The organism is Aeromonas sp. MaB10011B (assembly GCF_017939325.1).
Classification (GTDB): Bacteria; Pseudomonadota; Gammaproteobacteria; order Enterobacterales; family Aeromonadaceae; genus Aeromonas; species Aeromonas caviae.
In genome coordinates, this window is record NZ_JAGKRK010000006.1 from 1 (window position 1) to 8,645 (window position 8,645).

The following is an 8,645-nucleotide window of genomic DNA, read 5'->3' on the forward strand; positions in this document are numbered from 1 at the left end:
CCCCCACCGTTCTTGAGCGTTGGCCGTCAGCCGATCTCGCGTCGCGGCAGCTTCCAGCCCGCACGGGGGTAGTGGCAGGTGTAGCCGTTGGGGTGCTTGACCAGGTAGTCCTGATGCTCGGGCTCGGCCTCCCAGAACGGCCCCGCGGGCGCGAGCTCGGTGACCACCTTGCCCGGCCACAAACCCGAGGCATTCACATCGGCAATGGTCTGCTGCGCCGTGGCCAGCTGCTCGTCCGAGGTGTAGAAAATGGCCGACCGGTAGGAACTGCCGCGGTCATTGCCCTGGCGCCCCGGGGTGCTCGGATCGTGGATCTGGAAGAAGAACTCCAGCAGGTCGCGAAAGCTCGTCTGCGTGGGGTCGAACTCCACCTCCAACGCCTCGGCGTGGGTGCCGTGGTTGCGGTAGGTGGCGTTGGGCACATCGCCGCCGCTGTAGCCCACACGGGTGCGCAACACGCCAGGCAGCTTGCGCACCAGGTCCTGCATGCCCCAGAAACAACCGCCGGCCAGGACTGCTTTTTCGCTCGGGTTCATCGTGATCTCCTTCAAAGTTCTGCCTCAAGGCATTGAACCTGAAGGCGGGTCCGCATGCAAGTCTGCCATCAGGTCATCAACGCTGGCGAAACGCTTGCCTTTCCCAGCCTCAAGTTCGGCAATGGCCTTGCGCGTGGTGGCGTTAGGGGCTTTCACATCGAAGGGCATCCGGCGCTCATCAGCAATGCGCAGCATCAGCAAGCGGATGGCGTCAGAGATGGACAACCCCATTGCTTCGAGCGCATCAGCGGCACGCTCCTTGGTGCTGGTGTCGATGCGAGCGCGGACATAGGTATCGGCGGTGCTCATGGTCATTTCCCTTGAAGGTTTCAGAGGCTCTATTGTAGTCGCAATGTGACTACAGCTTAAGGGCAATGCCGGTTTGCTTACCGTGCTTTGTTGTCCGTTTTCTGAGACGACCCCTAATTGGCCAGCTCGCTGGGGAAGGGTCCTTGGCAGGTCTGTGCGCATAAGGGGGCGTTACGTTAAATCGGACGCCCTTTTTGCTGCCTGTTGTCCGTGCCTGTCATTCAGTAAAGGTGTAGTATCATGTAAACATTGTGGTTTGGTGGGGTGTGTATGAGTGTTATGTCCGTTCGCTTACCGGATGAGGTAGAGCAACAGTTGGGGCAACTGGCCCAATCAACAGGAAGAACCAAATCGTGGTTGGCGAATCAGGCTATCCAGGATTATTTGGCGCGTGAAGCCTGGCAGATCGCGGAAGTTGAAGCGGCATTGCGTGAAGCGAATGCGGGTGACTTCGTGCCCGAAAAGGAGATGATGGCGAAGTTCAATCGGTGGGGTATCAATGCAGGTTAAATGGCTGCGTAAGGCTGCACTGAACCTTGAGGATGCTCACGATCACTTAGCAAAAGAGAACTCCAGGGTGGCCCAGGAGTTTGTATTAGAGGTGTATCGCTTGGTTCACTTGTTGGTAGATCAGCCAGCAATGGGACGGCCAGGGCGCGTTCCTGGTACACGAGAGCTTGTGCTGCAACCCTATCCGTTCCTCATTCCATACCGAGTGAAGGGCGAGGAGATCCAAATTCTGAGGGTGTTTCATACCCGCTTGCGGCTACCAAGCCACTGGTGAAGGGTGCTTGTAGGTAGGGCGGTATGCGTTTGCGTATGGAGGGGGTCGTGCGGTAACGTACTGCCTAGAAAAGACAAACCCCGAACTTCTGTTGATCAACTTGGCGGGAGATTACAGAGAGTTCGGGGCCGTGCTTATGCAATAGGTGAAATATATCACATGGATCACACCAGACAACCCTTTAGCGCCGCCAATATGCGCGGTGGTCATTGAATCGAGCACAGCTTGACCTGTTCCGGGAGCGCCTGCCCCGGAAGCCCTACCACACCGACGAATTTACCACGGGTCTGTCCATTGCGGATGTCAGCCGTGCCCTTGGGGCTCGTTACATCCAGCCGAACGGGCCAACGCATCGGCATTGGCTCGTGTTTGACGTAGACCATGCTGCCGCTACGTTATCCTGGGATGACGTAGGCGCCCCGGCACCGAACATCACGGTGACGAACAGGGCCAACGGCCACGCCCACCTGATCTACGGACTGGAGACCCCGATCCGCACTGCCCCGGACGGCAAGGTGGCCCCACTGCGGTATGCCGCCGCCATCGAGGCCGCCCTCCGGGAGAAACTGGGGGCGGATCTGGGCTACTCCGGGCTGATCTGCAAGAACCCCCTGCATACCCACTGGCTTGTCCAGGTATGGGAGCCCGCCTCCTACGATCTGAGCTGGCTGGCCGACTACCTCGATTTAAGCCCCTACAATGGCCGCAAACAGCTTCCAGCTTACGGGTTGGGGCGTAACTGCACCTTGTTCGAGAAAACGCGCCAGTGGGCTTACAAGGCGATTAGGCAGGGGTGGCCGGGGTATGAGGCTTGGCTCTCTGCCGTTATAGATCGGGCGATCGGGTACAACGTCCAGTTCGAGCCGCCGCTCCCGGCCAACGAGGTCAGGCACATCGCTAAGTCCATTGCGAAGTGGACGCACCGTAACCTAACCCCCGCAGGGTTCAGCGCCGTACAGGCCGCCAGAGGGGCCAAGGGTGGGAAAGTATCCAAAGGTGGGGGCAGGCCCAGTAATAGCGGTAAGGCTCGTGCAGACCTCTTACCGGAGGTGCTCAGGCTTAAGGGTATGGGGTACAGCAACCGCGACATAGGTGAGGATCTTGGGATCTCGTCCAGTACGGTCAGCCTGTACCTGAAACGCGAATCTGAGTGATCGAAACAAGCCTTATCAGATAGTAGCCCCCGAAGGGGGTTCTTTGAGCCCTTAAAATCATTCAAGAGAGAGGATTGGTGCGAGGGGGGTAAGGCCGATCCCGAAGGGCTGTCCATCAGGCCATGTGTTTGGCCTGTGGGCAGTAGGTCTTATCCCCGGAGCTGTTTGTTCTCTGCCTTTCGCAGTGCCCGCAGGATCTCCCCGGCCTGCTCCGGGGTCAGTACCACCGCCGACCCTCCATCCCGGATAGCCTGCATCTGGGCATCCAGCCCCTCTACCAATGCCAGATTTATCGTCACAGTAACGTTATTGTCCTGCTGCTTTGCACGGTAGGCTGCTTGTCGTTCTGCCCCTGTTTTGGCTGATCCGGTTTTTGGCCTACCCCGTCCGCGCTTGATGCCAAACATGTCCCCAGTCGCCTGATCCTTGGTGTCCTTCATGGTGTTATTTCCTGTCACTGTAACGGTAATTGATTATGTGTCACTGTGACGATAATTGGCAAGTTGCCGACCCCCTGTTTTTTTGCTGTACTGGCATTAAGCCAGCCTACCCGTATTACGTTGCTGCGCAACTACATACGGGGCTGTTGAGGGGCGCTGCCCCTTCAATCCCCCACCCCAAAACCACACCGGAGGCACCGTGGCCAAAGTCCCGAGAAGCACGACCGTGAGCGTCCGAATAGACCAGGCCACGGCGGAGGTATGGCGCCAGCAGGCGACCTCTGCTGGCCTCAGTGTATCGGACTGGATCAGGGGGGCGGTCGATGCTGGGCAGCAGACGCACATCCCCACGCCCCGCAAGCGCCCCTCACGCCCCCCACGGGATACCAGCAACGATGCTGACCCCGCTTTGATGCGGCAACTGGCCGCGCTTGGCTCGAACCTGAATCAGGTCGCTCGGGCACTCAACGAGTGCCGGAGTAAGGGTGATCGGATGCCGGTGTTAGAGGCGCTGGCCTATCTGCGGAGCATCGAGGCCGAGGCGGCCAAGTTGCTCCCCCGGCTACCGCCCCCACCCAAACCAAAGGCAAAGGGGGACGACGATGCACATTAAGTTTATGGCCCACGGCACAGGCTCTGGCGCTGCTGCCAGTGCCTACCTGATGGGGGATCTAGACCACAAGGGGGTTGCTCGGGCAGGCGTTGAGGTGCTGCGGGGAGACCCGGTGTTGTTCGGTGCCTTGGCCGACTCTCTGCCGTTCCAGCAGCGGTATACCAGCGCCGTTATCTCTTGGGCTACCGAAGAGGCACCGACAGAGGATGAAATCAACGCCGTGCTGGACGACTTCGAGAAGTTGGCTTTTGCCGGACTGGACAGGCAGGACGTACACCTGACCGCCGTCCTGCACCGCGAGGAAGATGGCGGTGTGCATGTCCACATCCTGATCCCCCGCGTTCACCTGGGCACGGGAAAATCCCTGAACGTAGCCCCGCCAGGTCAACGGAGCCACTTCGATTCGCTGCGGAACAAATGGAACTACGGAAAGGGCTGGGCACGGCCAGACGACCCGCTCAGGCGGCGGCCTGTGCAGCCCAGCTTTGACGCCTACAGGGACGCCAACGACCGCAAGGCAATCAAGAAACAGGTCTCGGAGTACCTGCTGGGGTTCATCGCCCAAGGGGTGATCACCAACGCCGCTGATCTGCGGCGAAAGGTCGTGGAAATGGGATGCGAAATCACGCGATCCGGTGCCGATCATCTCAGTATCAAGCCAGAGGGATACCCGAAGGCAATCAGACTCAAAGGGGAGATTTATGGAGCATCTTGGACAGTCGAAAACACTCTTGAGCGAGAGGATCGCGCAGCAGAAGCTCGCCGAACAGGTAGAGGCGGAACGGTGGACGAAGGAGCTGAAAGATATTGTCAGGAGCGACTTGAGAGAGCTTGTGAAGGGCGAGCTGAATACAACCGTAAGCGATATGAAGGCCGCGACCGCACCGCTGAGATCGGCCATGAGGCAGTCCAGGAGGGAGGCCCTGTTGCTGAGGCGATTTTCCGGCATTTGGTGGAAAGCGTGTCTGATCGGCGCGTGCCTGTCATTGGGGCTCGGGTTCGGGAGCTGGGGGTTGTTGAGCTGGCTCGGCAGCGAGATCCAGCAGCGGATCACGACGCTCGAAGCCATCAAGGGGGTGGAGGTCATCGAGAGCAACGGCAAGGTGTACCTAGCAGCCCCCCAACTTGGGACTTTGATCAACATGAAAGACGGTCGCAAAGCCGTGGAGGTGCAGTGAATGACGGAACTGGAACGGATCTTGGTCGGCAGGCTGGAGCAAATCGAGACGACACACAGAGAGCAGACCGCGGCCTTGACGCTGCAATTACAGGAGCAGGGGCGCTCTTTGGCCGAGTATCAGGAGCACTTAAACGGGGTACTCAGCGACTTCGAGACGCTGTGCGGGGGTCTACAGCACGACTTCGGGGAGCTGTTGAACGCCGTGGAGACATCAGAGGCCACGACCAAGATAACGCTAGGTCGATTGAACACCAGTGTCGGGAGCTTGATGGACGCGCTGAATACCTTGCTCAATGCGCGGAGCAAGTAGCGGCACTGGCGAAAGTGGAGAAGGCGAAGGGGCTAAGGATTGGGGGGCTTGGCATGTAAATCTGGTCGAAACCGAACCCCGCAAGATCCGGCCCTCAAACGGCCCTCAATGCGTCGCAAACTTTCAGGCCATAAACGGGTCAGGCAGGGGGAAGAAACGAGCCAGAATGCGGCTCAGGCGGTCGATTTTCGGCAGGGTGTCGATTTTGCCAGGTGAAGTCGGCTATTAAACATAATGGCGATTAGGCGCGGCGGTTTTTGGGCCGCTCCTGCTCTGTTTTGCGATCCCCGAGGCCCTCCGCTGGGGTCGCCTGCGGTACGATGCGAGGCAGCATCCATAGAGCGGTAGGATATCTACTCTCAACTGCCGCGCAGCCGCTGAACCGGAACGTTAAACAATCAACAAGGATAAATTCATGGGATCATTATCGATTTGGCAGTTGCTCATAATCATCATCCCCATTGGTGCCATTTATGGCATCTATCGCTTTGCGAAACGCACTCCCCGACCAAGCAATAGCAGCGGACCTGTAGGTGTCGGAGGCTGGCTTTTGCTCTTGGTTGCGGGTCTTATGTTTTTGGGGCCACTCATGGGCGCCGGTCGCATAAACGCCGACATCATGTCCGTCGAATCACAGTACCCAAATCTAGTAACCGTCGCCGAATGGGGAACATTTAAGTCTCTTACTTGGTGGAGCTTTCTGGTGGTGTGCTGTTTGAGCTTTTACGCTGGGTTTGGACTCGCCACAGGGGTAGATATGTCCGTGGTCAAGCGAGCGAAAGTCCTTTTGTGGATCACTGGCCCCGCGGCGTCGATTGTCATGGGGCTTTTTATCCCGTTAGTGGTGTTTGGGGAGATTGATCCAGACCCGCAGTTCTTTGGCGCATTCATTGTGTCAGTCATTTCCGCGGCGATTTGGACAACCTACTTATCCAAATCGCGCCGCGTGAAGGCAACATATGTACCCATGCGGCCAGAAGACAGTGTCTAACATTGCGCTCGAGAGGGATACTCGCCGCTAATTGGGGTCGTCTCAGAAAACGGAAAATAAAGCACGCTAAGCCGCCCCCGGCTTTTCGATCGGCACGGCCCACCATTCCTGCGCGTGCTGCGCCGTGTTCGGTCGGTTCGAGGTGTCCACCTGGAACCCCCGCAGCAGCAGCCCGCGCGGTGTGATCCGCAGCACCTGGACGTCGAACAACGGCGGCAGCAGGCCGCGCCTGGCCGAGGTGCCCCAGCGCTCCCAGAGCTGCGCCGCGTGCAGCGGCCGCTTCTCGGCGGTTCCGATCGGAATGTCGCCGATGCTCAGGGTGCCGATCGTGCCGGGGTCGGCCAGGCACTCCTCGCGCGGGCGGCGAACCCCGGCCACCATCAGCTCGACGACTCTAACGTGCATGGCTGGACTGGGGGTTTAGGGAGCAATGGAACCAAAAACCAACGTAAGAAAAATATCCGCACATTTCATCGAATAGCTCTGAAGTCCAGCGGTACGGAAACGTACGCTAGCAACTCCACCTGCCAACGGCAGCGATACAGGCTCATCACCTGCTCTGCTGACCATGCTGCTCGCGGTAGGTTCGTCATCCACAGACAGAACCGCTTTTCCTCAGCAAACCAGCGCCGGATCAACCGGTACTCGACCTGGCCGGACTTCACCACCATATCCAGTACCTCGGCCCGACAGCGTCGCCGTCCGGCCTCTCTCAGAGATAGTCCCGCCAGCTTGGGTACTTCCCGTCCATCACCGCGCCAGGCTTGGATTATCTTGGGGTTCAGGCTTTTCGTGCCGCGCACCAGATAAAATCCGCCAGCGTCGTTCACCTGCTCAAACCAAGCCCTGTCAATGTAACCTGCGTCAGCCAGCAGCAGGCAGTTGGTCAGCGTGTGGGCTTCAGGCAGAAATTGCCGTTCCCCTGCGGTATCGGCAGACACACTCATGCACAACGGGCTCTGCTCCGACAGTGACATGGTCATATGGCACTCGATAGCTGCCGGACTGATGGTCTTGAACCGGCCGGGAAAATCAGCAGCAAGGCGCCGATGCACCGCAAAGGAGGTGCCATCGTGCAGTAACACCTGCTTGAACGCGCCGAGGGAGGCTGCTTTGAGTTGATGGTCGATACGCAAGGCGATGGCCCGCTCGACCAGGGCTTTCATAAACAGGGCAAAGCTCTCTTTGCGCAGCTGATTGTGAAACGGTTTGTAAGAAACCTGATGGGTGTTTACCAGTTGCAAGGCATTGAAATGGCGGTGTAAACCGGCAATGTCATTGACCTGGTCGCCTCCCATGGCCCGCAGCAGTGCAGGTACGAGCATGGCTGGGGTAATGGCACGCTGACGCAGACAAAACTTGCAGAGCCGAGCAATGCGCTCGAGTGCGGCGGGAGCCAAGAGTTGCTCCAGATAGTAATTAGCGTTGATAATAGTCATAGGCTTCGCGCGTGTTGATTTTGTTTGGCGATAAAATCAGATCACAAACGAAGCCTTTTTTATATCTATTTCAATTGGTTGCCGCTAAAGATCCTGTACATGAGTGAGGGTTATGGTGGCTATATGCTGGATATTGCTATTCAGATGACAGCCATATGGGGAAGATTACAGGCGCCTGAAATAACAGCAGAGTATGGAGTGACTACCACGGCTGGAGGTTGGCACGGGCTGATCCCCTCTCCCTTTGGGAGAGGGTTAGGGTGAGGGGAGCTGGCTGACCGGGTGTAGCAACCAGGCGGCATTACACCGCTGAATCTTCAGTTATTGAAATTCCACGCGATCGGCAGTTCGACGTCGAAGATAAGTGCATCCCCGTCGAGGCGAAAGGCCAGGCTGGTCTGGTGCTGGTCGTATTCGTTGATAATCAGGCAGCTCTCGGCGAAGTTGGACTCGTAGTTGATATGGGCCACTCCTTCACGGCCGTCAGCGAGTTCGATGCTGAGCACCCGCAGCGGGTTCTCCTGACTGAGGTTGACCCGGGTGTCCCCCACGTCCACCAGCCGTTCCAGCAGAGGGAAGAAATCTTGTCTGTGGGTCGTTATGGCCTGGGTGATGGCCTGCTCCAGCTCAGCCTGGGTGGCGAAGGGGCCGCCGAGTGGGTAGCGGGTCTGGATCCTTTCCTGAGTCATTGCGTTTCCTCCTGAACTGAGATGTGGCAACAGTTTGGCCGCTGCAGTGACCTGTCATGTACAGGATCTTTAGCTACAACCAATTGAAATAGATAGAAAAAAGGCTTCGTTTGTGATCTGATTTAATCGCAAAAAAAAACCGACACGCCCGAAGCCATGACTATTATCAATGCAACCCAGTACCTCAAGCAACTTCTTAG

12 protein-coding genes and 2 pseudogenes are annotated in these 8,645 nt (G+C 57.9%); 8 read left to right on the top strand and 6 right to left on the bottom strand.

The window, feature by feature from the left end; all coding sequences use genetic code 11:
* Positions 1-26: 26 nt before the first annotated feature.
* Positions 27-536: a peptide-methionine (S)-S-oxide reductase MsrA gene (gene msrA / locus J9893_RS02705; protein WP_008652077.1), complete on the bottom strand. Its 510-nt coding sequence runs from the start codon at positions 534-536 to the stop codon at positions 27-29.
* Positions 537-560: 24 nt separating this feature from the next.
* Positions 561-845, bottom strand: coding sequence for a type II toxin-antitoxin system RelB/DinJ family antitoxin (locus J9893_RS02710; protein ID WP_210599972.1), 285 nt, complete (start codon positions 843-845; stop codon positions 561-563).
* A gap of 270 nt (positions 846-1,115) precedes the next feature.
* Between J9893_RS02710 and J9893_RS02715 the strand changes: the two genes are divergently transcribed.
* The 3 genes from J9893_RS02715 (at position 1,116) to J9893_RS02725 (ending at position 2,783) form a co-directional block, all read left to right on the top strand.
* Entirely contained in the window at positions 1,116-1,355 is a 240-nt protein-coding gene (locus J9893_RS02715) for a CopG family ribbon-helix-helix protein (RefSeq protein ID WP_148726338.1), read from the top strand.
* The gene (locus J9893_RS02720; RefSeq protein ID WP_042650712.1) at positions 1,345-1,629 is read left to right on the top strand and encodes a type II toxin-antitoxin system RelE/ParE family toxin; all 285 of its coding nucleotides are present in this window, start codon (positions 1,345-1,347) and stop codon (positions 1,627-1,629) included. The genes J9893_RS02715 and J9893_RS02720 overlap by 11 nt, the downstream gene beginning before the upstream one ends.
* Before the next feature lie 209 nt (positions 1,630-1,838).
* Complete coding sequence (locus J9893_RS02725) at positions 1,839-2,783, top strand: replication initiation protein (protein WP_042650711.1); 945 nt, start codon at positions 1,839-1,841, stop codon at positions 2,781-2,783.
* Positions 2,784-2,932: 149 nt separating this feature from the next.
* Here the strand turns inward: J9893_RS02725 and J9893_RS02730 are convergent, their stop codons facing one another.
* The gene (locus tag J9893_RS02730; RefSeq protein WP_210599973.1) at positions 2,933-3,223 is read right to left on the bottom strand and encodes a hypothetical protein; all 291 of its coding nucleotides are present in this window, start codon (positions 3,221-3,223) and stop codon (positions 2,933-2,935) included.
* Positions 3,224-3,635: 412 nt separating this feature from the next.
* On the opposite strand from J9893_RS02730, the gene mobC reads away from it, so the two are divergent.
* From mobC to J9893_RS02745, 5 genes and pseudogenes are all read left to right on the top strand, one after another.
* Positions 3,636-3,836, top strand: a complete 201-nt coding sequence (mobC, locus tag J9893_RS21530; protein WP_223917660.1) for a plasmid mobilization relaxosome protein MobC — start codon at positions 3,636-3,638, stop codon at positions 3,834-3,836.
* 49 nt (positions 3,837-3,885) lie between these two features.
* Positions 3,886-4,500, top strand: a pseudogene (locus J9893_RS21535) (relaxase/mobilization nuclease domain-containing protein); the annotation flags it as partial.
* 37 nt (positions 4,501-4,537) lie between these two features.
* Positions 4,538-5,014 carry a hypothetical protein gene (locus tag J9893_RS21540; RefSeq protein WP_246875501.1) on the top strand — a complete coding sequence of 159 codons (477 nt, stop codon included), beginning with the start codon at positions 4,538-4,540 and terminating at the stop codon, positions 5,012-5,014.
* Complete coding sequence (locus J9893_RS21545) at positions 5,015-5,326, top strand: mobilization protein (protein ID WP_234887929.1); 312 nt, start codon at positions 5,015-5,017, stop codon at positions 5,324-5,326. It begins immediately after the preceding gene.
* 415 nt (positions 5,327-5,741) lie between these two features.
* Complete coding sequence (locus tag J9893_RS02745; RefSeq protein WP_160839584.1) at positions 5,742-6,317, top strand: DUF2569 domain-containing protein; 576 nt, start codon at positions 5,742-5,744, stop codon at positions 6,315-6,317.
* A gap of 66 nt (positions 6,318-6,383) precedes the next feature.
* On the opposite strand, the gene J9893_RS02750 is transcribed toward J9893_RS02745, so the two are convergent.
* The 3 genes and pseudogenes from J9893_RS02750 to J9893_RS02760 all read right to left on the bottom strand — a co-directional run bounded on the left by J9893_RS02750 (position 6,384) and on the right by J9893_RS02760 (position 8,445).
* Positions 6,384-6,722 carry a hypothetical protein gene (locus J9893_RS02750; protein WP_031285304.1) on the bottom strand — a complete coding sequence of 113 codons (339 nt, stop codon included), beginning with the start codon at positions 6,720-6,722 and terminating at the stop codon, positions 6,384-6,386.
* 107 nt (positions 6,723-6,829) lie between these two features.
* Positions 6,830-7,756, bottom strand: a pseudogene (locus tag J9893_RS02755) (IS4-like element ISApu1 family transposase); the annotation flags it as partial.
* 317 nt (positions 7,757-8,073) lie between these two features.
* Positions 8,074-8,445: a hypothetical protein gene (locus J9893_RS02760; RefSeq protein WP_004099020.1), complete on the bottom strand. Its 372-nt coding sequence runs from the start codon at positions 8,443-8,445 to the stop codon at positions 8,074-8,076.
* Positions 8,446-8,645: the final 200 nt, after the last annotated feature.

Bases quoted from the DNA above. Each gene is read 5' to 3' on its own strand.
- J9893_RS21540 (WP_246875501.1), top strand. From the start codon at position 4,538: ATGGAGCATCTTGGACAGTCGAAAACACTCTTGAGCGAGAGGATCGCG.
- msrA (WP_008652077.1), bottom strand. From the start codon at position 536: ATGAACCCGAGCGAAAAAGCAGTCCTGGCCGGCGGTTGTTTCTGGGGC.
- J9893_RS02730 (WP_210599973.1), bottom strand. From the start codon at position 3,223: ATGAAGGACACCAAGGATCAGGCGACTGGGGACATGTTTGGCATCAAG.
- J9893_RS02720 (WP_042650712.1), top strand. From the start codon at position 1,345: ATGCAGGTTAAATGGCTGCGTAAGGCTGCACTGAACCTTGAGGATGCT.
- J9893_RS02715 (WP_148726338.1), top strand. From the start codon at position 1,116: ATGAGTGTTATGTCCGTTCGCTTACCGGATGAGGTAGAGCAACAGTTG.
- J9893_RS02750 (WP_031285304.1), bottom strand. From the start codon at position 6,722: ATGCACGTTAGAGTCGTCGAGCTGATGGTGGCCGGGGTTCGCCGCCCG.
- J9893_RS21545 (WP_234887929.1), top strand. From the start codon at position 5,015: ATGACGGAACTGGAACGGATCTTGGTCGGCAGGCTGGAGCAAATCGAG.
- mobC (WP_223917660.1), top strand. From the start codon at position 3,636: ATGCGGCAACTGGCCGCGCTTGGCTCGAACCTGAATCAGGTCGCTCGG.
- J9893_RS02760 (WP_004099020.1), bottom strand. From the start codon at position 8,445: ATGACTCAGGAAAGGATCCAGACCCGCTACCCACTCGGCGGCCCCTTC.
- J9893_RS02745 (WP_160839584.1), top strand. From the start codon at position 5,742: ATGGGATCATTATCGATTTGGCAGTTGCTCATAATCATCATCCCCATT.
- J9893_RS02710 (WP_210599972.1), bottom strand. From the start codon at position 845: ATGAGCACCGCCGATACCTATGTCCGCGCTCGCATCGACACCAGCACC.